The sequence below is a fragment of the Actinoplanes sp. M2I2 genome (genome assembly GCF_023544445.1).
In the GTDB taxonomy this organism is placed as follows: domain Bacteria; phylum Actinomycetota; class Actinomycetes; order Mycobacteriales; family Micromonosporaceae; genus Actinoplanes.
The window spans coordinates 375,770-398,782 of record NZ_JALPVJ010000002.1; the positions used below are offsets into that span (position 1 = coordinate 375,770).

Sequence of the window (23,013 nt, forward strand, 5' to 3'; positions counted from 1 at the left end):
GACCGCCCGGGCAGAGATCACCCGTCGCGGGGGCAGTCCGGCCGGTCAGGGATTACCCCGGCCCGGTCCGCTCCGGTGGACTCGACCCCGACCGTCGGCGAAGCCCGGGCGCGCACACGACCCCGGGGCGAGGAGCACACATGACCTTCCGCGGGGAGCTGTTCCTGCGTCTGGCCGACGAGGGCCGATTGGTCGTCGACGCGGCCCGGGCCGACGAGGCGATAGCGGGACTGGAGCGCACCCTGGTCGAGATCGAGTCCCGGCTACGGATCCTGCGGGCCTGGCGGCAGGATCCTGTTCCGCCGGCCGGCGGATGGCCGGAGGAGGACACGCCGTCGGTGGTCGAGGTCCTGTTCGCCGATCAGGTGGCTCCCGGGCAGCTCGAACGGGCGGCCACGGAGATCCCGAAATACATCGAGGCTCTGCGGCGGGCCCGCCCCGGTCTGACGGGCGGCGACGAGGACCTGGGAGAGCGGCGTGACGTCCGCGACAGCTCGTAGCCGTCATCCAGTGTGGACTCAGGGTGCCGGGCGGTAGGGCCGGAAGAACTCGCGGAGCTCCTGGGCGTACAGCTCGGGCTCTTCGAAGGGGGCGAAGTGGCCGCCGCGCGGCGGGTCGGTGACGCGGACGACGTTCGCGGTGCGCTCGAGCCAGGCCCGCGGCGGCTTCAGGGTGTCACCGGGGAACCGCGCGAAGCCGGACGGCACTTCCACCCTGCGCTTGTGCTGCCCGGCCGGAATGCCGGCGTTGGCGGCGTACAGGCGCATCGACGAGCCGATGGTGCCGGTCAGCCAGTAGCGGGTGAGCAGCCCGCAGATCTCGTCCCGGGTGAAGCTCCGCTCGACGTCACCGGCGCAGTCGCTCCACGCCCGCAGTTTCTCGACGATCCACGCGGCCAGCCCGGCCGGTGAGTCGGTCAGGCCGACGGCGGCCGTCTGCGGCTTGGTGCGGTGCAGATCGGCGTACGCGCCCTCGGCTGTCTTCCAGGCGGCCGCGGCGTCGAGCCAGTCCTGCTCCTCGGGCGCGGGGTCGTCGGGGGTGAAAGTGGGGAGGCTCGCCTCCATGCGGTGGACGGCGACGACCCGCTCGGCGTGGTCGAGGGCGAGGAACCGGCTCACCGAGCTGCCGATGTCGCCGCCGGCCACCCCGAACCGTGGGTAGCTCAGCGCGGTCATCAACTCGGCCCACAGGCCGGCGATCGCGACGGAGTCGGGCTGCGCCGCGGTGGGGCGGTCGGAGTGCCCGTATCCCGGCATGTCCGGCACGATCACGTCGAAGGCGTCGGCCGGGTCGGCGCCGTGCGCCCCGGGGTCGGTGAGCAGCGGCAGCACCTTCTCGTAGCGCCAGGACGAGTCGGGCCAGCCGTGACACAGGATCAGGGGAAGCGCGGGGGCGGCCGGTGTGACCGCCGGGGCGTGCAGGAACGCGATGCCCAGACCCCGGAGATCCGTGCGGAAGCGGGGCAGCCGGGCGAGCTCGGCCTCGTACGCCGGCCAGTCGAAGTGCTCGGCCCAGTAGCCGACGAGCTCCCGCAGATAGGACAGGTCGGCGCCGAGCGACCAACCGGCGTCCTCGGGGGTGTCCGGCCAGCGGGTCGCGCGCAGCCGCGCGCGGAGGTCCGCCAGCTCCGCCGGGCTCGCCCGCACCCGGAACGGTTCGATGCGCATGATCACAGCGTACGACCGTGCCGATCGACCGGCTTCCCGGCGTGGAGCCCGGGGAATCGGCGCGCCGGCGGGCATCTCGGACCCCGGGGATACGCTTGGCGCTCGCCGGCGACGTCAGTGGGGATCATCATGGAATTGCGTTACCTGGCTGCCTTCGTGGCTGTCGCCGAGGAGTTGCATTTCGGCCGGGCCGCCCGCCGCCTGCAGATGGCCCAGCCACCCCTGAGTCAGCTGATCCGGCAGCTGGAGAAGGAACTCGGCGTCCAGCTGTTCGAGCGCAGCACCCGCAGCGTGCGGCTGACCAGCGCGGGGGAGACGTTCCTGGAGCCGGCCCGCCGGGTGCTCGAGGACGTCGACGTGGCCAAGCGCGCCGCGACGACCGCCGCCACCGGCGAGTACGGGCGGGTCACCATCGGTTTCGCCGGCGCGGCGAGCCACGCGGCGCTGCCCCGGCTGGCCCGGGCGGTCCGCGCCACGCACCCCGGGCTCGAGCTCGTGATGACGGTGCAGAAGTACGCCAACGTGGTGCTCGAGAGCGTCGCCGACGGCACGGTCGATCTGGGCTTCGTCCGGATGCCGGTCGACCGGCCCGGTCTGCGGGCCCGCGTCATCGCGAACGACCAGCTGGTCTGCGCGCTCCCGATCGACCATCCGCTGGCCGGCAAGGACGAGGTCGACCTGAGCGACCTGGCCTACGAGCCGTTCGTCGGCCTCCCGGCCAACGCCGGGTCGACCCTGCGGGACGCGATGACCCGCACCTGCGAGGAGGCCGGCTTCACGCCCCAGGTCGTGCAGGAGGCTCCCGATTCGAACACCGTCCTGGCTCTGGTGTCGGCCGGGGTCGGCGTGACTTTGACCCTCAAATCGGTCGAGCACATCTGCCAGGGCGGCCTGGTCTACCTCCCGCTGGCCGACCGTACGGTCCTGCTGCCGGCCGCGCTCGCGTGGCGGACCGACAACCCGTCGGCGGCGCTGCGCGCGGTCCTCACGATCGCCGAGCAGGAGCTCCCGACACCACGCCCGGGTGTGCTGACCGGCAACCTCTGACCCGACCACTCGCCCGTGGCCGGTGCGAGCTCGTTACCGCCGGCCCGAGCCGGGATCGCGGCCCAGGAAGGCGACCAGCCGGTCGAGCGCCGGGGCCGCGCTGTCGATCGCGACTTCCGCGCCGAACGGCATCCCCTCGCCCCGATAGGCCGGCTGCACCACCGTTCGGGCCACGGCCAGCGCCTGCTCGGCGGCCATCGGGTCGGGCCGCCACTGCCGTCCGGTGGCGACGGCGAGATCCCAGCCGTGCCCGAGGGCCTCGGCCAGAAGCAGGCCGACGGCCGCCTGCAGCGGGTACGTGCCGCCCAACGCCGGCAAGGAGATGTCCTGGTCCTCTTGTGCGTCGGTGAGGGCGGTCGCGACCGTGCGAGCGATCCGGCGGACCTCGGCGGCCGCCTCCCGTGGCGTCTGCCCGGCGGGATACGCGGCCGGGTCGGGCCGCTGCGGGCCGGTCGGGTCGGCGAAGGCCGCGCCGAACATGGCGAGCCAGCCGAGCAGGTGCCGCTGCAGGGCCCCGACGTCCATCCCGTCGCACGGCGTGGCCAGCGCGGCCTGGTCGTCGGTCGTGCCCGCGACGAGGTCGGCCACACTCTCCAGGACCGCCGCGGCGGCCGGGACGAAGGCCCGGCGCAGCAACGATTCCAGCGCGTCGGCCGGCGACGGCATCGCGGCGATCCCGGCCGCCACGGTCTGCGCCGCGGCGCGCGCGGCGTCGTCCCGCAGCAGCTTGTCGACGGCCGGGCCGATCTGGTCGGGGCCGGAGACGACATACGCCGCACCGGTCGCGGCCGCCCGCTCGGCGTTGACCGGCTTGTCCAGGCCGAGCGGCAGCAGCACCGAGGGCAGGCCCGCGCCCAGCGTGGACAGGACCGTTCCGGCTCCGCCGGCCGAGACGACCAGATCGCTGACGGCGAGCAGGTCGCGCATGGGCACGAAGCCCGCCGTCCGCACCCGATCGCTGTCCAGGTCGCCGGCGGCCTGCGGCGCCACCAGCACGTTCACGTCGTACGCGGCGATCTGCGCGACGACCGTCCGGAGCAGCGCCGGATCGTCGACGACGGTGCCCAGGCTGACCAGGACGAGCGGCCGGTCGGCGTCGAACCGGGGTGGCAGCCAGGCCGGGCCGTCACCGGTGTGCGGCTCCGGGCGTACGGGGATCCGATCGGCCGGGTAGCTGTCGGTGGACCGCAGCAGGCTGTCGGGCCAGGGGTCCAGGTACGCGACGGGCCGGGCCGGCTCGACGCCGAGCTCGCGGAAGCTCGCGCCCGCCCGCTCGGCGAACACCGCGGCCAGCGGTTCCACCAGAGGCAGCGTCGAACCGTGGGCGGCCCAGGGGACACCGAGCACGGCGGCGGCGTACTGACCGAGGTAGTCGACGTGGTCGGCGACGACCAGGTCGGGTCCGAAGCGGCGGGCCGCCGTGACGGCGTCGGCGGCCCCCGGGCGAATGCGGCGCTCCACGAAGAACTCGATCGGATCCAGGACCTCGGCCGCGGTGCCGTCCAGGGTCTCGGCCTGACTCGGCCCGGCGGCCAGCAGGGTGAGCGAGGGCGCGGCGGCCCCCATCGAGGGGTGGGTCAGCAGGGCCACCTCGTGTCCGGCCCGGACGGCCGCGCGGGCCAGCGGCAGCAGGGCGAGCAGATGACCGTAGGCGGGAACCGAGGAGAAGAGGATGCGCATTGATCAGACTGTAGCCTAGTCGTCAGACTGCGGTCTGATGAGTGGATCGTCTACGATCCGGAGGTGAGCGAGATGACAAGCCGACGGGCCGAGTACGCCCAGGCGACCCGACAGGCCATCCTCGACGCGGCCCGGACGCTGTTCGTCGAGCGCGGCTACTTCGGCACGAAGGTCGAGGACATCGCCCGGGAGGCGCGGGTCGCCACGGCCACCGTGCACGCGGTCGGCCGGGGCAAGAGTGGTCTGCTCCGCACGCTCATCGAGGAGGGCACCCGGGACGATGCCATCCCGGTCGTGCTGGACGACCTCGCCACCATCCCGGACCCCCGCGAGTTGATCAGCTACCTCGTGCACGCCACGCGGGTGCTGTTCGAACACTGGTCGGGCCTCATGCGCCAGGTCGCCGCGGCCGCACCCCAGGAGCCCTCCGTCCGGGAAGCCCAGGAGATCGCCCACCAGAGCATGCGAGGCGGGTTCCGTCTGGCCGGCCGGCGACTGGCGGCCCTGGGCGCGCTCCGGCCCGACGTGGACGAGGCCCGCGCGGCCGACCTGTTGTGGATCCACCTGTGCAACGCCGCCTATTTCATCCGCACCGACGATCTCGGGTGGTCGCTGGACGACTCCGAAGCCTGGTTGAACGAGGCGCTGCTCCACGCCCTGTGCGGGACGCTCACGCAAACGGCGGCGGCCGGGCAGCCCGGCCGGCCGAACGCCCGGGCGCGGCGTGATGGTGATCACCTGTAGCAGGTGAGGCCGTGCCGCACATGTCTGTCCGGACGCAGTCAGCCGTCCGGGACAGGAGCACTTCATGGCGACCGCCACGCTCGACCGCGCTCCCACGCCGCCTGTCCGCGATGTCCAGCGGGCGCCCCGGCTCTACGTGCTGGACGGGTTGCGGTTGATCTGCGCCCTGGCCGTGGCCGGATACCACTTCGGCGACTCGTGGCGGCTGGACGGGGTGCACCCGCCCGCCTACTTCCTGCCCGACGCGGCGCCGGTGCTGATCTATGGCTTCCTCGGTGTCGAGACCTTCTTCCTGATCAGCGGGTTCGTGATCCTGATGAGCGGCTGGGGGCGGACCGTTCGCGAGTTCGCCGCCTCCCGGGCCGCCCGGCTCTACCCCGCCTTCTGGGCGGCCGTCGTGATCACGACCGTGGTGACCGCGGTGCTCCCGATCAGCGGCGGGCTGCCGTTCACGCAGCAGCCCGGCGCGGGGGACGTGCTGGTCAACCTGACCATGCTGGCCGAGCCGCTCAACACGCCGCTGGTCGACACCGTGTACTGGACCCTCTGGACGGAGTTCCGGTTCTATCTGATCGCGGCGTGCCTGCTGGCGGCCGGGCTGACCGACCGGCGCGCGAAGCTGTTCGGCGCCGGCTGGCTGGCCGCGGCCGTGGTGCTGCCCGCGTTCCCGGGCGCCGCGCTGGACGAGGTCGTGATGTCGGACTTCGCGCCGTACTTCGTCGCCGGGATGACCATGTTCCTGCTCCGCCGCAACCGGGCCGACCGGTGGCTGTGGGTACTGTTGCTGGCCGCGTGGCTGGTCAGCCTGCAGCGCGTCCACGTGCGGGCCCTGGACCTGCACCCCGGCTTCGAGGTGGCCGTCTGGCCGGCGCCGGTCCTGCTCACCCTGGCGTACGTGGCCGTGCTGGTCATCGCGCTCGGCTGGACCGATCGGGTCCGCCTGCGCCGGCTGGCCACCGCGGGCGCGCTCACCTATCCCTTCTATCTCCTGCACCCGCGGATCGGATACAGCCTGATCCGCACCGCCCACGAGAACACCGGACTGCCCGCGCCGATCCTGATCGGCGGAGCCGTCCTCATGCTGCTGGTCGCCGCCTGGCTCGTTCATCGCTTCGTCGAACGGCCGCTCGCTCCCTTGATCCGCGATGGTGTGCTGGGCCGGCGGCGCCGGAAACGGGCCGGGCTGGCGCCGAACAAGAGGGACGTATGAATCGAGAGACCGCGGACGACGACTCCGCTTTCCGGGCGCTGTTCGAAGCGGCGTACGACGACCTGCTGCTCTTCGTCGAGCGGCGCACGCACCTGGCCGTGGCCGACGACGTCGTCGCCGAGACGTTCCTGACCGCGTGGCGCCGCTGGGACGAGGTGCCGGCATCGCTGGACGACGCCCGCGCCTGGTTGTTCACCGTCGCCCGCAACATCCTGCGCAACCGGCAGCGCAGCGATCAGCGCCAGCAGAGCCTGGCGCTGCGCATCCTGCGGGAACCGGATGCCGCGAGCGGCGCCGAGGACGATGCGGTGGCCACCCGGGTCGACCTGGCCCGGGCCTGGCTGCACCTGTCCCCGGCCGACCAGGAAATCCTGACGCTGACCGCGATCGAGGACCTCACCGGGCCGCAGGCCGCCGCCGTCCTCGGCATCGCGCGACCGGCGTTCAGTCTGCGGCTGCTGCGCGCCCGCCGCCGCCTGCGCGAGCACCTGCGCCGACAGCCCGGACCCGAGCCCACCACCAGCCCCGCACCCGCCGGCCGCTCGCCCCATGGAGGCTCCGTATGACCCCCGACGACGACCTCGCCCGGGCGATCCGATCCGCCGCGACCCCCGTGCCGCCCCGAGTAGGGCAGGAACCCGCGCGCGAACTGCTCGAGCGGATCGTCGCCACCGACCGGCGACCCACCCGCGTCCCGGCGCCCGCGCGCCGCCGCCGGCCCCGCCTGGCGATCGCCGGCGTGGCCGCGACGCTCGCCGCCGTCGGCGCCTTCGCGCTGACCCTGGTCGGCACCGGTCCCGCGTACGCGTCGTGGACGGCCGAGCCCGGCCCGATCTCCGCCGTCGAGGGGCGCGACATCGTCGCCCGGTGCCTACCGGCACAGGAAGTGGCGACCGCCCGGGTGGTGATCGGCGAGAAGCGCGGCGACTACGCCTACGTGAACGCGGTGTCGCCCGCCGGGAGCCGGACGTGCTTCCGGGACCACGACGGGGCTGTGCGCGAGACGAGCATCCTCGCCGTGCTGACCAGCACCGAGCGGCTCGGCGCCCGGGGTGCCGAGTTGTACGGCTGGGGCCAGCTGCACACCGACGAAGGCTACGTCCGGCTCATGGCCGGGCACGTCGGCTCCCAGGTGACCGGCGTGGACATCACCCTGCGGACCGCGGACGGCGCCTCGTCCCGCATCGTCCGGGCGACCGTCCGGGACGGCTACTTCGGCGCCTGGTATCCCGAAGGCCTCGACGAGTCGAGCAGCAACACCACCACCCTGACCCTGCGGCTCGCGGACGGCAGCGTGGTGCCCGATCTGTCGGCGAGCCGGCTCTACGAGCAGCCGAAGCTCGACTGATCGCCTCCGGGATTCAGGTGCGCAGCGTGTGGCTGGGGCTGACCCCGTACGCGGCCCGGTAATCGGTGCTGAACCGGCCGAGATGGGTGAAGCCCCATCGGGTCGCGATCGTGGCGATGGTGATCCCGGTGGTCGGATCGGCGGCCCGCAGGTCGCGGTGGGCCCGCTCGAGGCGGACGGTGCGGGCGTACCGGGTCGGCGTGGTGTCGCGGTGGCGGCGGAACGCCAGTTGCAACGCCCGGGGCTGAACACCGGCCGCCGCAGCCATCTCGGTGATCGTGACCGCCCGGTCGGCGTTGTCGTCGATGTAGGCCATCGCGCGGCGTACCACCTGCGAGGTCGCCGTGCCGGCGGACCGCGGAGCCCCCGGCAGGCTGGTGGGGAACACGGCCAGAGCAGTCGCGGCCAGGAGGTGCTGGGCGTTGCCGGCGATCAGCGGGTTGGCGGCCAGCGCCGGGTCGGCCAGCACGCCGGCGCCGAGGTAGTTGATGGTCTGGGTCCAGTGCCGGCCCAGCTCGGGGGAGAGCGGCCGGGAGCCGGTGAAGCGGAGGTCGCCGCCGTCGAGGCCGGTCCGGGCTTGGGCGGCCTCCTCGAGCAGCGCCCGGGGCAGCCGTACGGCGAATGCTCCCATCACCTGCCAGTCCACGTCCTGGCTGTCATCCGGCAGAACCAGCAGCACCTCACCGGCTCCGGCCCGATATTCGTCCTTGCCGCTGGCCAGCGTGATCTCACCGGCGGTCAGGTGACTGATGTAGACGTCTCCGCTGGGCGTCGTCCGCAACTGGGTCCGGCCGGAGTAGTGCAGCCGCAGGACGCCGGTGTCGCCCAGCCGGGTGGCGGCGGATCGAAGGCCGGCGCCGTCCGGGTTCTCGGCTCCGAATCGCAGATCGAGATCGGCGAAGGCGCTCCGGGTCCGGCGAGTGCCCGCGGTCAAGCAGCCGGCCGTCGGGCGCCCGGCCGCCGCTGGGGTGCCGCTGCCCGCGGGCCGGTCACCGGTTCGCGTAGGTCTGCTCCGAGGAGAGCCCGAAGTGATCGGTCAGTCCGGAGATCTGGAGCACCCGGTAGGCCACGGGGTGGGCGTCGACCAGCGTGAACCCGCAATTCATGAGGCGAGCGTCCTCGTGGCACTCCAGCAGGACCCGGATGCCGGTGGAGTCCAGGAAACTCACGCCGTGCAGGTCGAGCTCGACCCGGCTGGGGCGACGACCGCGTACGACGTCGTTCACCGCTTCGCGAAGGTGCGTGGCGTTGAGGGAGTCGATTTCCCCCGCCGCGGTCATCGACTGGACGTCGCGGTTGTCGTCGGAGTCGACAGTGATGGTCAACAATCGATCGGGGTGGGTGACGGTCTTGGCGGTTTCCGCCGAATTGACCGGTTCAGTAGACATGCGTCCTCCAGCTTGTGCGGACTCAGCCGCCCCTCACTGCTGAAGGTTCGTCGATCAGGCTATCCCTCGGCGGGCCCGTCGGCCAGCGATGAGGACTATCGGTCGGGCATCACGGCCGGCGCTTCTCTGCCTTCTCCACCAGGATCACGGCGACGTCGCGGAGCTTGTGGTTGGCGTTCTGCGACATGCGGGTGAGGATTTGGAAAGCCTCGTCGGCCGTGCAGCGCCGCTCGGCCATGATGATGCCCTTGGCCTGCTCGATCACGGCGCGGCTGGCCATCGCCGCGCGCATCTGCTCGGCCAGGGTGGCGGTGGCGTCGTACAGGTGGGCGTTGGCCAGGACGACCGCGGCGTAACCGGCGAAGGTCTCGGCCAGTTCCACCGCGTCGTCGTCGAACGCCTCCGGCTCGGTGGCATAGATGTTCATCGCGCCGGTGACGGCCTCCTGCACCGGCAACCCGACCGACAGGGAACTCTGCACCCCACTGCCCAGCGCCTGGGGCGTCCAGCCGGGCCAGCGGCTCTCCTGATCGATCCGCGGCAACGACAGCGTCGCGGCTGCGGCGGCCGCGTCGAGACAGGGTCCGTGACCTGCCCGGTACTGTGACTCGTCGAGCTTGAGCGCCAGGTCGCCGGTGAACGCGGCCGTATAAGCGTTCTCGCCGCGAATCAGGGTCACGGAGACTTCTTTCGCGCCCGGAATGGTGTTCTTGGCCAGATCGGCGATCGTGTCGAGCACACCGTGGAGATCTGTCTCGCTGAGCTTGATCCGGCCCAGTCGCGCGAACGCGTCACCCGGGTCCATCAGGTTGCCGGCGGCCACGACGTCGTCCTTCGCCATAGGGCACACCGCCGGCGCCGGGGAGGCGGCCGGACCATGCGCGGATTGCTGCAGAACCCTCAGTACAGCGGTTCGGGTCCACGCTGTCATCCACGCAGGCTCGCCGGCGTCATAAGACGCCCGCCACAGGTTCCCATGGTACCCGAACACCACCGTGATGACGTGGTCGGGACGGAGTCGCGCGACGACGGCCGGTCGCCATTGGACGAAGACAGGTCAGGTGCCCATCGGCTTCTTCAGTACCGTCCGGGATGCGGGTGAATGTCCTCCGGCTCGGGGGTTTGAACGCGTGACCCTGGGTATTCGCCGTCCGCATTTGTGCCCGGCCGGGCCGGAGCCGCAGACCTGTTGCTTCGTCGCTGCCGCGACCGGTTGTGTCGGGGAACAACCGCCGGAAACCCTCCGGTAGCATCGGGATCTGCCGCCGGTCTCCGGGCCGGTGGCAGTCGGCGTCAAGCAGCGGCGCAGGTCCCGAAGGGTTCACGGCCCGGTGGGCCACGATCCGGTCCACTCAGGCCGCCGTACCGGTGGCGGTCCGCTGCAGGAGATTGACGATGCCGTCGCACCATCCCACCGTGTCCGACCGTCTGCTGGCTCGGCTGGGGCTGATCAAATTCGACGAGACGGAGCTGCCGGCGGTCTTTCGCCGCGTCAGCGACTTCGCCCACGAGGGTCTGCCCAGCGCCGACTACGTGTCGGTGACCGTCATGACCGGGCGCCGGCCGTACACGGCGGCGTACACCGACGAGACCGCGTTGCGTCTCGACGAGTTGCAATACCAGGGGCAGCTCGGGCCGTGTCTGCAGGCCGCCGCCGAGCGGTCGACCGTCCTGGTCCCGGACACCGCCGAGGACACGCGGTGGAACCGGTGGCCGCTGCACGCGGCGAGGGCGGGCGCCGGCAGTGTCCTGTCCGTCCCGATGCCGATCCTCGGCGACGTCAGCGGCGCGCTCAACATCTATGGCCGCCCATCCGGCGCGTTCGACGACGACGCGGTCCAGGCCGCCCAGACCTTCGCCGGCCACGCCACCGTGTTCCTGGCCAACGCCCATCTGTACGACCGGACGGTCAGGCTGGCCCGGCAGATGCGTGACGCCATGGAGAACCGGGCCGTCATCGAGCAGGCCAAGGGCATCGTCATGGCCGAGCGCCGGTGCGGCGCCGACGACGCGTTCGCGTTCCTCACCAAGATCTCGCAGGACTCGAACCGCAAGCTGCGCGACGTCGCGACCGCGCTCGTCGCCCGGACGCAGTCCCCTGAGGAGGGAACCGCGCCCTGACGAGAAACGGCGGTCAGCGGATGCCGGTGCGGGCGATCCCTTCGACGAAGTAGCGCTGGAAGATCGCGAAGACCGCCAGCATCGGCAGGATCGAGAGGAAGGACATGGCCAGCAGCGGCCCGAAGTCGTTGCTGAACTGCTGGATCAGGAACTGCAGGCCCACCGGCAAGGTGTACGAGTCGCTGTCGGTCAGCACGATCAGCGGCCACACGAATTCGTTCCATCGCCACATGAACGTGAAGATGACCAGCACCGCGACGAGCGGGCCGGACAACGGCAGTACGACCGACCGGAAGGTCCGCAGGTGTCCCGCGCCGTCGCACCGGGCCGCCTCGAGCAGTTCGTCGGGGATCGACAGGAAGAACTGGCGGGCCATGAACAGACCGAACGCCTCGGCCAGGCGCGGCAGGATGACCCCGCCCAGGCTGTTGACCAGGTTGAGGTCGATGACCAGCTGGAACTGCGGCACCATGATGACCTGGATGGGCACCATGAGCGTGCTGATGATGAGCAGGAACAGCAGGTCGCGGCCGGGGAAGCGCAGCTTGGCGAAGGCGTACCCGGCACACAGGTTGATGAAGACGGTCGCCACGACGGACACCACGGCGATGACGACCGAGTTGCCCAGCCAGCGCAGGAACGGGTACTGCGCCCACGGCTCGACGTAGTTGCCGAGGCGCCAGTCGCTCGGCCACAACGAGACCGGCAGCGAACTGAGCTCGTCGGTGCCGGCCACCGACACGCGCAGCATCCAGTAGATCGGGAACATCAGGATCAGGACGCCCACGACGGCCACGACCACCCGCAGGCGGCGACTGCGGGACGGCGGCCGCTGCTCGGCCTGCTCCTGGTCGGCCACCCGGGCCGGCGGGGTGGTGACGGTGGTCATGCCTCGTCCCTTCGTCGTTGCAGCCGCCACTGGACGACGGTGAGGGCCAGGACGATGACGTACAGGATCACCCCGATGGCCGCGGCGTAGCCCTGGCGCCGCTGGTTGAAGCCCTGGTCGTAGGCGTACTGGACCAGGAAGGTCGTCGACGTGCCCGGACCGCCCCGGGTCAGGACGTAGACCACGTCGAAGACCTGGAAGCTGGTGATGATCGAGTAGACGACGAGGAAGAACGTCGTCGGCGCGAGCAGCGGCCAGGTGATGCGGCGGAACCGGCGCCAGCCGGCGGCCCCGTCCACGGCGGCGGCCTCGTAGATCTCCCGCGGTATCGACTGCAGCCCGGCCAGATAGACGACCATGCCGAAGCCGATGCCCTGCCAGGTGGTCACCGCGATGACCGACGCCATGGCGGCCACCCCGTCGCCCTGCCAGTTCACCGCGGGCAGACCGATCTGCGTCAGCAGCTGGTTGAGGATGCCGGTGACCGGGTCGAACAGCCGCAGGAAGATGACGCCGGCGGCCACGCCGGAGATGACCACGGGCAGATAGACCAGCGCGCGGAACAGCCCCCGGGCCGGCATCCACCGGTTGAGCAGCATGGCCGCGCCCAGGCCGAGGGCGATGCTCAGCGGCACGGAGACGACGGTGAAGGCGACGGTGTTGCGCAACGCGATCCAGAACGTCGGATCGTCGGCGATCGTGCGGTAGTTGTCCAGGCCCAGCCAGCGCATCCGGCCGAAACCGCTGTACCGGTGCAGGCTGTACCAGAACGTCAGGGCGATCGGGACGAACATGAAGACGGTGAACACCAGCAGCGCCGGGCTGGTGAGCACGACGCCGGCCCAGGCCTCCGCCCGGCGCCCGGCGCGGCGCGCCGTGGAGACCGCCATCAGGCCTGCAGGGCCTTCTGGACGCCGGCCGTGAGCTGCCGCACCACATCGTCGGTGTTGGCCGAGGGGTTCGACAGGTACTGGTCCATGGTGTCGACCAGGGTCTGGTTGATGCCCGCGAAGGCCGGCGAGGTCGACGCCTTGACCAGGCCCTCGGGCATGGTGGTGGCCTGCTGCTGGAAGACCGGCATCAGGTCGGGCCGGGAGGCGTACGCCAGCTTGGCGTCGGCCAGATCCTTGCGGACCGGCAGCACCGTCGTCTGCTCGCAGAACGTCTGCATGTTCTCCTTGGTCACCAGGAACTTGGCGAACTCGGCGGCCACGTCCGGGTTCTTGGCCTGGTCGGTCACGACGACCGCGTTGCCGCCCAGATCGGTGGCCGCGCCGGCGTCCCGCATCAGGTAGGTGACGCCCCACTCGAACTTGTCCTTGACCGCGGCGTCGATCGACGGGATCAGGAAGTCGCCGGCCTGGATCATGGAGATCTTCTGGGTCGGGAAGATGTTGTCCGGGTAGGTCGGGCGTTTGACCAGGATGCTGCGCTCGTGCAGCCCCTCGGTGTACAGGCTGCGGGTGAACTCGAGGGCCCGGCGGGTCTGCGCCGAGTCCAGAGCCGGCTTGGTCAGGGAGTCGTCGAGCAGGGCGCCGCCGGCCTGGTACACGGTGTTGAACCAGCGGTACGCGCCGTAGAGCTGGTAGTTGAAGGCGAACGGCGCGACGCCCGGGTTGGCCGCCTTGAGCTTGCGCAGCACGTCGGTGAACTGCTCCCACGTCCACGCCTGATCCAGCGAGGCCGGCACCGAGGTGATCCCGGCCTTGGCGAAGTGGGCCTTGTTGTAGACCAGGGCGGAGGTGTCGGTGTGGTGCGGGACGCCGAAGGGCTTGCCGTCGGACTGCACGGCCGACCACAGCGCCGGCAGGAACACGTCGCCGAACGAGTCGTCGAGGTAGTCGCTGAGGTCGGCGAGCACACCGTTCTGGGCATAGCTGCCGACATCGGTGTAGGAGACGCGGAACAGGTCGGGTGCCTGATTCGCCTGCAACTGCCGGTCGACGACCGTACGGATCTGGTCGTACGGCAGGATCTCGATCTTGATCTCGGCGCCGCGGGCGGCCTGGAAGTCGGCCGCGAGCTTCTTGAACGCCGCCGCCTCCTGGTCGCTCGCCCAGGTGGTGAACCGCGCGCTGCCGGTCAGCGGGCCGCTGGTGGCCGCGCCACCCTTCGCGTCGTCGTCGCCGCCGGACGAGCAGGCCGCGAGCCATCCGGCCGCGCCCGCCGCGCCGACCGCCTTGAGCAATGTTCGCCGTCTGAGCTCTGACATGCTGCCACCTCCGCTGTCCCGGACGCGGCGTAGCGCCGCGGTCCTTGTCCATAACCATGGAACGACGCAGTAAACGACGCAACTCGTGGCGTGCGTCGATTCAGCCGGGAACCGCCACCGAATGGCGCGGCGGTTCGCGGTAGAGCGGGTAGAGCGGGCCGACGATCCGGTCGGCCACGGCGTACGAGTACCAGGCCGGTCCGCCCAGCCGCTCCTCGGCCTCGGGGGTCAGCGCGATCCGGGCCGGATGCGTGCTCGAGGGGCGCGACTGCACCCGGACCAGGTCCAGGTCGCCGGCTAGGGCGTCGCGGACCCCGAGCTCGCCGATCCGCCCGTACGAGAGCGTCTCCACCTCGAGGCCGGTCACGACGACCTTGGCCGCGACGACCCCGTCGACCGCTGTGCGGGCCACCAGCACGTCGTGGCCGATCTCACCGCCGGCCAGCGTGGCCAGCAGGTGCTCCCGGAGCGCCGCCCCCTCGGGGACCGCCGTGCCAGAGATGTCGGCGTAGGTCACGCTATGGGCTTCGTCGGGAGCGGTGAGGGTCCGCAGATCCTCGTGCCCCAGGTCGGCCCAGGCCGTCATCGCCGCGTGCGCCCGGGGCTCGCCCCGCCCGGGCTCGCCCAGGTTCTGCCAGTACGCCGCCGGGGCGATCGACCGCGCGGCCGCCCGGTCACCGAAGCAGAAGGCCTTGCGCGACCGCGAGTTGGCGTACTCGAGCAGTGCCTTGGTCAGGCTGACCTCGGCCGACGGGTGGGCCGCCTCGCCACCGGCGGTCACCCGGATGCCGGCGCCCGGAGCGGGGTCGACCCCCATCGCGTACGTCGAGGTCACGCCGAAGGCCGTCGCCGCGTGCTTGAGCACCGGCCGCAGACCGTGCGCGGCCAGCCTGTCCACCAGCGCCCGGACCGGCTCCGGCAGGGTCTCCGGCGCGATCACCGGGGACCGCCGGTCGAGCGCCCGGAAACGCAACCCGTTGGTGTGCCGCTGCAGCAGCTCGAGCAGGCCGTGGGTGATCGCGCGATCGTCGTCGAGCCCGGCGCCGAGCCCGTTGGTGATCGGCGTGATCAGTCTCTCCGGGCCGCGGGCCTCGGCGGGCTCGCTGGCCACGAAGTCCTCGGGCAGCCACACGGTCTCGCCCGTCCCCAGGCGGGTCACCGGCAGCCAGACCAGGGGCCGGGCGTCGTCGTACGGGGAGCCCGCGGGCAACCCGAGCGTGCGCGGGTCGGCGACCCGGTCGCGACCCTCGGCGGCCACCAGGCCGGCGTACGACCCGGTGCGGCCGGCGGCGTGCCGCTCGGTCAGCCCGGCCGCGGCCACCACGCCCTCGGCCAGCTCGCCGAGCCCGCTGACCTCGGCCGCCTCACCGGTCGCGCCGTAACCGTTGCCGTGATGGCGGAACCGGCCCTCCGAGGCCAGCGAGCAGCTGGTCACCGGGATCCCGAGCCGGTCGAGCCCGGAGATGTCGAAGTCGACGATCTGACCGAAGCGGGCCAGGACCGTACGGTAGTGGCTGATCACATCGGTGAGAGACACCCGATCACCCTACTCACGGCTGGAGACCCGTCCGTGCCGAGCGAACCCAATCCGGAGACCAACTCGACCACGCTCAGACGCCTGATCCTCGGCCAGTCGGTGGAGGGGACGGCGATCCCGATGATGCTGTTCAGCAGCGACACCCTGGCCGCCGGGGAGGCGAATCCCGACGCCGGTCCGCCCGAGGTCGTGACCCGGGTCGCGGCCGGCCTGGGCGTCGATCTGGACGAGCTGCGCCTGTTCTCCGTCGACGCGTACCGCCTGCAGTCCACCCTCGGAGAGGAGCCGGTCCGTTGAGTCGTTGGACCAGCGGTCACAGCGCCGCGCTGGCCCGGTCGCCGATCGTGGCGCTGAACTTCCACGAGATCGCCGCCGAGAACCGCGCGTCGGTGCTCGAGAGCCTGCGCCGGGTGGCCGATCTCGGCCCGCGGTACGACCCGGACGAGCCGGCGCCGGACGGGCCCCGGGTGTTCGTGGCCTTCTACGACGGCATGCGCGAGGCCGCCCTGTTCGGGGCCGAGGAATGCGCCAACCTGGGGCTGAAGGCGTACTTCTTCCCGCTGTTCGAGCACTACGACCCGCACCTGGCCAACGTGACCGACGACGAGTGGCGCCAGATCGCCGCCGTCCACGAGATCGGCTTCCACACCGCCGGCCACGCGACCGTCGCCGAGGTCACGCCGGTGACCGTGCAGCGCGAGGTGATCGGGCCGATCACCCGCATCGAGGCGCTCACCGGCCACCGGCCCCGGATCGGCGCCTGGAAGGGCGGGTCCCGATTCGACCCGAGCCTGCTGGGCGACCGGACCGTCCGCGAGTACGGCCTCCGTCACCTGGTCTCGAACTGGTCGATCGAGCGAATCCCGCCCGTCGTTACCAAGCAGGGTGCGGAGGGTTCTGACTAGGCTGAGCTCATGACTTCGAGGCCTGTGCGGATCGGTTTTCAGCTCCAGCCCCAGCACGCCGACTACCGGACGATCCGCCGCGTCGCCGCCGAGGCCGAAGAGCTCGGCGTCGACATCCTGTTCAACTGGGACCACTTCTACCCGCTGCACGGCGAGCCCGACGGCCTGCACTTCGAGTGCTGGACGATGCTGGCCGCCTGGGCCGAGCAGACCACCCGGGTGGAGATCGGCGCCCTGGTCAGCTGCAACAGCTATCGCAACCCCGAGCTGCTGGCCGACATGGCGCGCACGGTCGACCACATCAGCGACGGCCGGCTCATCCTCGGCATCGGTTCCGGCTGGTTCGAGCGCGACTACCAGGAGTACGGCTACGAGTTCGGCACGGCCGGCGGCCGCCTCGACGCCCTGGCCGAGGCGCTGCCGCGCATCGAGTCCCGCTTCGCCAAGCTGAACCCGCCGCCGACCCGCAAGATCCCGGTGCTGATCGGCGGCGGCGGCGAGAAGAAGACGCTGCGCCTGGTCGCCCGGCACGCCGACATCTGGCACAGCTTCGGCGACGCCGCGACGGTCGAGCGCAAGATCGGCATCCTGAAGCAGCACTGTGCCGACGTCGGACGCGACCCGGCCGAGATCGAGATCTCCGCCGCCTCCGGCGGGGTCCCGGCCGAGAGCGGTCCGGTCATGCGCGACCTGGGCGTCTCGCTGTTCACCGTGAGCGCCGACGGTCCCGACTACGACCTCAGCGAACTCCGGGCCTGGATCGCCTGGCGCGATCAGGTCAACAACGGCTGACTTCTTGACAGGTGTCGATGTCTGGCGTGGGATGTTACCCGGAGGTAACGCCATGCTGTGGAGTCGCGCCGCGGTCGCCCTGAGTCTGCTCATCCCCTTCGCCGGGCCACCGGCGCCCGCTGTGGCGGCGCCCGCGCCGGTCTGTGCCGCACCGGCGCCGAGCACCACTCAGCCCGGATACTTGGTCGCCGATCCGGACTGCAATCTCGACGGCACGCCGTTCATCGCCCTGCCGGGCGCGCGGGTCCACACCGGCATCACCGCCGGCGCGGCGTACCGGATCGAGGTGCCGGACGCGTGGAACGGCAGTCTCGTCGTCTACGCCCACGGCTATCGCGGCACCGGCACGACGGTCTACGTCGACGATCCGACCCTGCGGGCGCACTACGTGGCCCGCGGGTACGCGTGGGCGGCGTCCAGCTACGCCACCAACGGCTACGACGTCGGTCAGGGCGTCCGGGACTCGGTCGCCCTGATCGACGTGTTCCGCCGGGTCGCCGGGGTGCGCGCCCGGTCGGTGATCATGTCGGGGGCGTCGATGGGCGGGCACGTCACCGCGGTGGCGATCGAGGAGCACCCGCGGTCCTTCGCCGCCGCGATGCCGTACTGCGGGGTGCTCGGCGACACCGCGCTGTACGACTACTTCCTCGACGCGAACGTCACGGCGGCCGCGCTCACCGGTGTGGACATCGAGTTCCCCCTCGAGCCGGACGCCGGCTACCAGCAGCGCTGGCGTGAGCAGGTCGGCCGGATCGCGCCGGCGCTCGGTCTGCCGTCCGGGTCGACGCCGGCCGGTCGCACCTGGTCCGCGGTCGTCGAACGGCGCAGCGGCGGGGACCGCCCCGGCTTCGACAGCGCCTTCACGTACTGGAACTCCGCGCCCTCCCTGCCGCCGCTGGCCGACCTGCCGTTCCTGTTCGGCCTCTACCCGGGCCTGCAGGGCGGCACCGCCCGCATCGCCCCCGGCAACGTCGCGGGGAACCGGCAGACGTTCTACCGCAGCACCGACCGGAAGTGGCCGACGGTCGAGGAGTGGCGCCTCAACCGGGACGTGCTGCGCGTGCGCCGCACCGCGACCGCCGACCCGGGGCTGTCCGGCGTGCCCCGCGTCGACGGCCGGCCGCCGGTCCCGGTCCTGTCGCTGCACGACATCGGGGACCTGTTCGTGCCGTTCTCGATGGAGCAGGCGTACGCGGCCCGGGCCGCCCGCAACGGCCGGGCCGGCCTGTTCGTGTCGCGGGCGATTCGCGGCGTCGGCCACTGCGACTTCACCACCGCCGAGCTGGCCGAGGGCTTCGACGACCTGACGACCTGGCTGCGCACCGGCCACCGCCCGGCCGGCGACGCCGTCCTCGACCGCCGGGCGGTGGCCGGCCCGGCCTTCGGCTGCCGCTTCACCCGCGGGACGCACCGGGGCTTCGTGGCGCCGCCGTGCCCGGCCCGGTAGCGACCGCCGTCACCTCGCGGTGTGGAGGTGGCGCAGGATCCGGGTCAGGATGAACCGCTGCCCGGCCCGGTTCGGGTGGACACCGTCCGCCTCCAGGAGGTCGTCGCTCGTGTGCGCCGTGGCGGTGTGCAGGTCGACGGCTCCGGGCGCGGCCTCGCGGACCGCCTCGGCGACCTCGGCCACCGCGGCGGCCTGCCAGTGCACGGCGGCGTCCCGGAAGAAACCGTCGATGCGCCGCTGATCGACCGCCGGCGGCGTGATGACCGTGACGGAGGCGTTCAGCTCGCGCGTGACCAGGTCGACCAGCGCCCGCACGTTCCGCCGGGTCTCGGGCGGCGTCGTCATCCGGTGGCCGCCGGTGCGACCGTGGGCCCGGGCGTCGTTGGTGCCGAGCATCAGCAGCACCCGGCTCGGCCGGGCCGCTTCGAGCAGATCGAACCGCTCGAGGACGTCCGCGGTGGTGTTGCCGCTGAGCCCGAGGTTGACCAGCGCCGGCCCGGCGGCGGCGGCGGTCAGGCCGACGGAGGCCGTGAGCAGGTCGAACCAGCCGAGGCGGTCCGCGGTGATCGAGTCCCCGACGCCGACGATCCGCTCGTCCGGCTGGAACGGCAGGGTGGTGACCGCGGTCCGGTAGGCGTCGTCGGCCAGCAGCCGGACGGCCGTCGAGCGGGCCTCGCCCTCGAGCGAGCGGAGCAGCGTACCGATCTCCTCCGCCGTGCTGACCAGCATCTGGGCCAGCAGTTCGGCGTGCAGCCGGTCGCTCACCGGGTGGCGCTGCAGCATCGGCCAGGCCGTCGTACGGGTGTAGCGCAGGAAGTGGCGGCGCTCGTCGTCGAGGTGGCCGGCGGCCCCGGTCGGGCCGGCCACCGGACGAGGATCCGCGGCAGCGTGGTTCATGTGTCAGCCCTTGATCGAACCCTGCAGCAGCGCCGCCACGAAGCGGCGCTGGAAGGCGAGGAAGATGGCCAGTGTCGGCACGAGGATGAGCAGCGCCCCGGCGCACAGCAGCGGGATGTCCGTTCCCCACTGCCCCTGGAACGCGCCCAGCGCCCCGGCCATGGTCCGCTTGGCCGGGTCGTCGACGAGCACGATGGCCAGCAGGAACTGGTTCCAGGTCCAGAGGAAGAGCAGGATCGCCAGCGACGACAGGGCGGGCATGGCCAGTGGCACGTGGACGCGCCGAAACAGCTGCCAGGTGTTCGCCCCGTCGATCCGCGCGGCCTCCGACAGGTCGTCGGGCATGGTGACGAAGTGGGCCCTCATCCACACCACCGAGAACGGCATGAACAGGCCGATCAACGGCAGGATGATGGCCCAGCGGGTGTTGAGCAGGCCCAGGTCGCGGATCTGGTAGTACAGCGGCGTGATGATGCCTTCGAAGGGCAGGGTCAGGCCGAGCAGGAAGATCACGAAGCCGGCCCGGTGCCCGGGGATCCGCAGGTGACCGAAGGCGAAACCCGCCATGGTGCCGAACAGCAGGGAGACCGGGACGACGCCGAGCACGATGAGGAAGCTGGACCACAGCAGCTTCTCCATGTTCGCGACCCGGAACGCGTCCGCGAAGTTGCCCCACTGCGGGTTCTCCGGCCAGGAGAGACCGGAGGGGTACGTGCCCGCGGGATGCAGGGCGGTGACGAAGAGGCTGATGAAGGGGATCACGGTGACCGCCATCAGCAGGACGAGCAGGAGCCGCCCGATCAGGGCCTCGCGGCGTTTGACGATCATCGGCTCTCCCGGGTGAGGCGCTGGATCGGGAGGACGCAGACGAGCACCAGGACGACCAGCGCCACGGCCAGGGCCGACGCCATGCCGACCTCGCGTTCGGAGAAGGCGAGGTAGTAGATCTCCAGCCCGGGGACCATGGTGGCGTTGCCGGGGCCGCCCTGGGTGGCGATGTAGACGATGTCGAAGCTGGCCAGCGCGGCGATCACGGTGACCGTGACGCAGACGCCGATCTCCTGACGGAGGCTGGGCAGGGTGATCGAGCGGAACTCGCGGACGGGCCCGGCGCCGTCGAGTCGCGCCGCCTCGTACAGTGCCGGATCGATCTTGCTCATCCCGGCCAGGAGCAGCAGCGTGCACAAACCGACCAGGACCCAGGCGCCGATGATGCCCACCGCCGGCAGAGCCGTGCCGAAGTCGCCGAGCCAGGCCCGGGTCAGGCTGTCCAGCCCGACCGCCGAGAGCAGCTCGTTGGCCAGGCCGGTCGAGGACAGCAGCCAGCTCCACATGATCCCGGCCGCGACCAGCGGGATGATCTGCGGCAGGAACAGCACCGTACGGGCCACCGTGGCCAGGCGGCTCTCCGCGATGCCCCGGATGGTGGCCGCGACGAAGAGGCCGAGCAGCACCGGGATCAGGCTGAAGAACAGGATCAGCTCGAACGCGTGCAGGATCGTGGCGGACAGCTCGGGATCGGTCAGCAGCCGGCGGTAGTTGTCGAGGCCGACCCAGGTCGAGGCTCCGATGCCGTTCCAGTCGTACAGCGAGTACTGCACGGTGAGCAGCAACGGGCGCAGCACGAACGTCGCGTACATGAGGACGGCCGGCAACGCGAACAGCCAGCCGAGCCAGGCCGCCCCGGGGCGGCGCGCACGTGCCGCGCGCCGCCCCGTCCGTGGTGCCGGCATCAGTCCTTGACCTGGCTCTGGTAATCCTTCTGGACGGACTTCAGCAAGCCGTCCGGGGTCTGCTGTCCGGCCGCCATCTTCTGCAGTTGCGGCGTCCAGCCCTTGGCGTAGATGGCGCCGGTGGCGTTGGCGATGAAGTCCATCGCGCCGTTGTCCGTCCCGATGGTCGCGCCGGCGGCCAGCGTGCTCGCGGTGACGGTGTTGCCGGCCACGGCGGGCATGTAGGCGTCGGCCGGACCCATCGGGTGCGAGCCGCCGACCTTGACCGCGATGTCGCGGGCCTGCTGGTTGGTGGCGACCCAGTTGAGGAAGAACGCGGCGCAGTCGGCGTTCTTGGCCTTCGTGCTGATGCCGTAGGTCAGCGGGGCCGACATGGCCGCCCGCTTGCCGCCGGCCTGCGCCGGGGGCATCAGGAAGAACCCGACGTTGCCGGCCATCTGCTTGTCGAGGTTGCCCGACTCCCAGTCGCCGTCGAAGATGAACAGGTTCTTGCCCCCGATGAAGCGGCTCATCATCGCCGCGTAGTCCTGCGAGTTGATGTCCGGGGCGAAGTAGCCGGCCTTGAGCCACTTCTGCAGGTGCTCGGCGGCCCGCAGGTTGGCCGGGGTGTCGATGGTGGCGCCCGACTTCTGATAGATCCACTGGTTGATGGCAGCCGGGTCGCCGTACGCCGCCATGAGGTTCTGCAACGGGAAGGCGAGCCCGCCGGTGGCGCCGCCGTTGAACTGGTTGATCGGGACCAGGCCGGCGTCCTTGGCCTTCTGCAGAACCGTGTCCAGCTCGGCCAGGGTGGCCGGCGGCTGCGTCATGCCGACCTGGGCGGCGAGCTTCTTGTTGTAGAAGATGCCGGTCATGCTGAAGTTGAGGCCCATCGCGTAGAGCGGACCGTCGCCGCGCTCGCCCGTGCCCGACACCCGCATCTGCTCGAGTTGCGAGGCCGGCCACTTGTCCCAGCCGAAGGCCGAGGCGTAGCCGTCCAGGTTCTTCAGCAGGCCGTCCTTGACCAGCTCGGACACCTGGGGGAGCCGCATGAGGTCCGGCGGGTCGTCGGACAGCACCCGGGGGGCGTTCTGGGTGATCACGGCGAACTGGTCCTCACGGATGTCCCACGTGACGTTGGGAAACTGCTTGGTGAACTCGTCGGAGAGGTTCTTGGGCAAGGGGAACCCGGTCTCGAAGTAGCCCTTCAGGGTGACCGGCGCGGTGCCGCAGGTGGCGTCGGTGACCGGGGCCGCGCTCGCGTCGGCGCCGTCGTTGCCGGCGTCGCCACCGGGGGCGCTGCAGGCGGCGGTGGCCACCAGGGCGGCCAGGGTGAGGGCGACGATTCGTGGTCGGCGGGTGGGTCCGTGAGCCATGTCGGGTCTCCAGGATCGCGAAACTGTCCGGCGGTGCGGAT

24 protein-coding genes are annotated in these 23,013 nt (G+C 71.5%); 11 read left to right on the plus strand and 13 right to left on the minus strand.

Translation table 11 applies throughout. The features are described 5' to 3' along the window. Positions 1–140 precede the first annotated feature (140 nt). The gene (locus tag HJC40_RS05555) at positions 141–500 is read left to right on the plus strand and encodes a hypothetical protein (protein WP_249998641.1); all 360 of its coding nucleotides are present in this window, start codon (positions 141–143) and stop codon (positions 498–500) included. Positions 501–518: 18 nt separating this feature from the next. On the opposite strand, the gene HJC40_RS05560 is transcribed toward HJC40_RS05555, so the two are convergent. Then, positions 519–1,667 (minus strand): epoxide hydrolase family protein, encoded by a 1,149-nt coding sequence (locus tag HJC40_RS05560; protein WP_249998642.1) that lies wholly within the window; start codon positions 1,665–1,667, stop codon positions 519–521. Positions 1,668–1,796: 129 nt separating this feature from the next. Here HJC40_RS05560 and HJC40_RS05565 point away from each other — a divergent pair, with 129 nt between their 5' ends. Continuing rightward, positions 1,797–2,714 (plus strand): LysR family transcriptional regulator, encoded by a 918-nt coding sequence (locus HJC40_RS05565; RefSeq protein WP_249998643.1) that lies wholly within the window; start codon positions 1,797–1,799, stop codon positions 2,712–2,714. A gap of 33 nt (positions 2,715–2,747) precedes the next feature. Here HJC40_RS05565 and HJC40_RS05570 read toward each other — a convergent pair whose 3' ends face one another. After that, the gene (locus HJC40_RS05570; RefSeq protein ID WP_249998644.1) at positions 2,748–4,394 is read right to left on the minus strand and encodes a TIGR03086 family metal-binding protein; all 1,647 of its coding nucleotides are present in this window, start codon (positions 4,392–4,394) and stop codon (positions 2,748–2,750) included. A 72-nt stretch (positions 4,395–4,466) separates the two neighbouring features. Here HJC40_RS05570 and HJC40_RS05575 point away from each other — a divergent pair, with 72 nt between their 5' ends. The 4 genes from HJC40_RS05575 (at position 4,467) to HJC40_RS05590 (ending at position 7,696) form a co-directional block, all read left to right on the plus strand. Continuing rightward, positions 4,467–5,138, plus strand: a complete 672-nt coding sequence (locus tag HJC40_RS05575) for a TetR/AcrR family transcriptional regulator (protein WP_249998645.1) — start codon at positions 4,467–4,469, stop codon at positions 5,136–5,138. A gap of 64 nt (positions 5,139–5,202) precedes the next feature. Next, positions 5,203–6,348, plus strand: coding sequence for an acyltransferase (locus tag HJC40_RS05580; protein ID WP_249998646.1), 1,146 nt, complete (start codon positions 5,203–5,205; stop codon positions 6,346–6,348). Further along, positions 6,345–6,914, plus strand: coding sequence for an RNA polymerase sigma factor (locus HJC40_RS05585; RefSeq protein ID WP_249998647.1), 570 nt, complete (start codon positions 6,345–6,347; stop codon positions 6,912–6,914). The genes HJC40_RS05580 and HJC40_RS05585 overlap by 4 nt, the downstream gene beginning before the upstream one ends. Then, on the plus strand, positions 6,911–7,696 hold the full coding sequence (locus HJC40_RS05590) for a hypothetical protein (RefSeq protein ID WP_249998648.1): 786 nt from the start codon (positions 6,911–6,913) through the stop codon (positions 7,694–7,696). The genes HJC40_RS05585 and HJC40_RS05590 overlap by 4 nt, the downstream gene beginning before the upstream one ends. A 13-nt stretch (positions 7,697–7,709) precedes the next feature. Here the strand turns inward: HJC40_RS05590 and HJC40_RS05595 are convergent, their stop codons facing one another. The 3 genes from HJC40_RS05595 to HJC40_RS05605 all read right to left on the minus strand — a co-directional run bounded on the left by HJC40_RS05595 (position 7,710) and on the right by HJC40_RS05605 (position 9,925). Next, entirely contained in the window at positions 7,710–8,630 is a 921-nt protein-coding gene (locus HJC40_RS05595) for an AraC family transcriptional regulator (RefSeq protein ID WP_249998649.1), read from the minus strand. Between the two features lie 55 nt (positions 8,631–8,685). Then, on the minus strand, positions 8,686–9,084 hold the full coding sequence (locus HJC40_RS05600; RefSeq protein WP_249998650.1) for an STAS domain-containing protein: 399 nt from the start codon (positions 9,082–9,084) through the stop codon (positions 8,686–8,688). Between the two features lie 109 nt (positions 9,085–9,193). Next, positions 9,194–9,925, minus strand: coding sequence for a GAF and ANTAR domain-containing protein (locus HJC40_RS05605; RefSeq protein ID WP_249998651.1), 732 nt, complete (start codon positions 9,923–9,925; stop codon positions 9,194–9,196). 575 nt (positions 9,926–10,500) lie between these two features. On the opposite strand from HJC40_RS05605, the gene HJC40_RS05610 reads away from it, so the two are divergent. Then, positions 10,501–11,205: a GAF and ANTAR domain-containing protein gene (locus HJC40_RS05610; RefSeq protein ID WP_308200843.1), complete on the plus strand. Its 705-nt coding sequence runs from the start codon at positions 10,501–10,503 to the stop codon at positions 11,203–11,205. Positions 11,206–11,218: 13 nt separating this feature from the next. Here the strand turns inward: HJC40_RS05610 and HJC40_RS05615 are convergent, their stop codons facing one another. The 4 genes from HJC40_RS05615 to HJC40_RS05630 form a co-directional block, all read right to left on the minus strand. Continuing rightward, positions 11,219–12,094, minus strand: coding sequence for a carbohydrate ABC transporter permease (locus tag HJC40_RS05615; RefSeq protein WP_249998653.1), 876 nt, complete (start codon positions 12,092–12,094; stop codon positions 11,219–11,221). Continuing rightward, positions 12,091–12,984 carry a carbohydrate ABC transporter permease gene (locus HJC40_RS05620; RefSeq protein WP_249998654.1) on the minus strand — a complete coding sequence of 298 codons (894 nt, stop codon included), beginning with the start codon at positions 12,982–12,984 and terminating at the stop codon, positions 12,091–12,093. Before HJC40_RS05620 ends, HJC40_RS05615 begins: the two co-directional genes overlap by 4 nt. Then, positions 12,984–14,306, minus strand: coding sequence for a sugar ABC transporter substrate-binding protein (locus HJC40_RS05625; RefSeq protein WP_249998655.1), 1,323 nt, complete (start codon positions 14,304–14,306; stop codon positions 12,984–12,986). Before HJC40_RS05625 ends, HJC40_RS05620 begins: the two co-directional genes overlap by 1 nt. A 100-nt stretch (positions 14,307–14,406) precedes the next feature. After that, positions 14,407–15,843: a YcaO-like family protein gene (locus HJC40_RS05630; RefSeq protein ID WP_249998656.1), complete on the minus strand. Its 1,437-nt coding sequence runs from the start codon at positions 15,841–15,843 to the stop codon at positions 14,407–14,409. Between the two features lie 33 nt (positions 15,844–15,876). On the opposite strand from HJC40_RS05630, the gene HJC40_RS05635 reads away from it, so the two are divergent. The 4 genes from HJC40_RS05635 to HJC40_RS05650 are packed head-to-tail and all read left to right on the plus strand — an operon-like array spanning position 15,877 to position 18,987. Further along, positions 15,877–16,140 (plus strand): hypothetical protein, encoded by a 264-nt coding sequence (locus HJC40_RS05635; RefSeq protein WP_249998659.1) that lies wholly within the window; start codon positions 15,877–15,879, stop codon positions 16,138–16,140. Then, positions 16,137–16,748 carry a polysaccharide deacetylase family protein gene (locus HJC40_RS05640; RefSeq protein ID WP_249998662.1) on the plus strand — a complete coding sequence of 204 codons (612 nt, stop codon included), beginning with the start codon at positions 16,137–16,139 and terminating at the stop codon, positions 16,746–16,748. Before HJC40_RS05635 ends, HJC40_RS05640 begins: the two co-directional genes overlap by 4 nt. Before the next feature lie 9 nt (positions 16,749–16,757). Continuing rightward, on the plus strand, positions 16,758–17,540 hold the full coding sequence (locus HJC40_RS05645; RefSeq protein WP_249998665.1) for an LLM class F420-dependent oxidoreductase: 783 nt from the start codon (positions 16,758–16,760) through the stop codon (positions 17,538–17,540). A 52-nt stretch (positions 17,541–17,592) separates the two neighbouring features. Beyond that, complete coding sequence (locus HJC40_RS05650; RefSeq protein WP_249998668.1) at positions 17,593–18,987, plus strand: S9 family peptidase; 1,395 nt, start codon at positions 17,593–17,595, stop codon at positions 18,985–18,987. 9 nt (positions 18,988–18,996) lie between these two features. Here HJC40_RS05650 and HJC40_RS05655 read toward each other — a convergent pair whose 3' ends face one another. The 4 genes from HJC40_RS05655 to HJC40_RS05670 are packed head-to-tail and all read right to left on the minus strand — an operon-like array spanning position 18,997 to position 22,972. Then, positions 18,997–19,854: an SGNH/GDSL hydrolase family protein gene (locus HJC40_RS05655; protein WP_249998671.1), complete on the minus strand. Its 858-nt coding sequence runs from the start codon at positions 19,852–19,854 to the stop codon at positions 18,997–18,999. Between the two features lie 33 nt (positions 19,855–19,887). Continuing rightward, positions 19,888–20,712: a carbohydrate ABC transporter permease gene (locus HJC40_RS05660; RefSeq protein ID WP_249998674.1), complete on the minus strand. Its 825-nt coding sequence runs from the start codon at positions 20,710–20,712 to the stop codon at positions 19,888–19,890. Beyond that, on the minus strand, positions 20,709–21,617 hold the full coding sequence (locus HJC40_RS05665) for a carbohydrate ABC transporter permease (RefSeq protein ID WP_249998678.1): 909 nt from the start codon (positions 21,615–21,617) through the stop codon (positions 20,709–20,711). Before HJC40_RS05665 ends, HJC40_RS05660 begins: the two co-directional genes overlap by 4 nt. Then, complete coding sequence (locus HJC40_RS05670) at positions 21,617–22,972, minus strand: ABC transporter substrate-binding protein (RefSeq protein WP_249998680.1); 1,356 nt, start codon at positions 22,970–22,972, stop codon at positions 21,617–21,619. Before HJC40_RS05670 ends, HJC40_RS05665 begins: the two co-directional genes overlap by 1 nt. Between the last annotated feature and the right edge of the window lie 41 nt (positions 22,973–23,013).